The organism is Burkholderia sp. A9 (assembly GCF_000801975.1).
Map to the genome: position 1 here is coordinate 1 of NZ_JSZN01000095.1, position 828 is coordinate 828.

Annotated in this window: 2 protein-coding genes; both read right to left on the minus strand. The window is 63.2% G+C overall.

All coding sequences use genetic code 11. From position 1 onward, the window contains the following. Window positions 1–129 precede the first annotated feature (129 nt). Complete coding sequence (locus PI86_RS15605; RefSeq protein WP_014898086.1) at window positions 130–633, minus strand: gluconokinase; 504 nt, start codon at window positions 631–633, stop codon at window positions 130–132. A gap of 13 nt (window positions 634–646) precedes the next feature. Continuing rightward, window positions 647–828: GntP family permease (locus PI86_RS15610; RefSeq protein WP_235362813.1), on the minus strand; the 182-nt coding region annotated here is incomplete at its 5' end.

Below are 828 nucleotides of genomic sequence, written 5' to 3' on the forward strand. Positions count from 1 at the left end.
GCTCGACGTGCTGCTCGACGGCATCGCGCAGCACGCACGCGCGGCCTGACCGCTTGCGGGCCGCAAACGAAAAAGGCGCCCCGAGGGGCGCCTTTTTCACTGCTGCATGACGATTGCCGCGAACCGCGCTCAGTGCTGCTGCGCGAGGCCGATCTTCACCATCACTTCATCGACGATCTGTTCGGGCGTCAGCTCGATGCTGACCACGATCGCTTCGTCCGGGCCCGGCTCCTCGAGCGTGTCGAGCTGGCTTTTCAGCAGCGACGGATCGAAGAAATGGCCGGTGCGGGTCTTCAGGCGCTCGTGCAAGACCTCGAACGAGCCCTTCAGATACACGAACCGCACGTCGGTGTCGGTGCCGCGCAGCACGTCGCGGTACGACCGCTTCAGCGACGAGCACGTGAACACGGCCGTCTCGCCGGCACGCTGCTTGGCCTCGATGGCCTCGCGGATCGTGCCGAGCCACGGCCAGCGGTCGTCGTCGGTCAGCGGAATGCCGTGGTGCATCTTTTCCTTGTTCGCCGCGCTGTGAAACGCGTCGCCGTCGGTATAGCTGCACGACAGGCGTTCCGCCAGCATTTCGCCGATTCGCGACTTGCCCGCGCCCGACACGCCCATTGCGATCAGAATCATTGACTACCCCTTGTTACAAAACCAGGCTCAGCAGCAGTGTAAAGCTCAGACCGAGCACCGAGATGATGGTTTCGAGCAACGACCAGGTCTTGAACGTCTGACCGACCGTCATCCCGAAGTATTCCTTGATCAGCCAGAAGCCGCCGTCATTCACGTGCGAGAAGATCAGCGAGCCCGAGCCCGTCGCGAGCACCA

Excerpts from the sequence above, each read along its gene's own strand:
- PI86_RS15605 (WP_014898086.1), bottom strand. The coding sequence starts at position 633 with ATGATTCTGATCGCAATGGGCGTGTCGGGCGCGGGCAAGTCGCGAATC.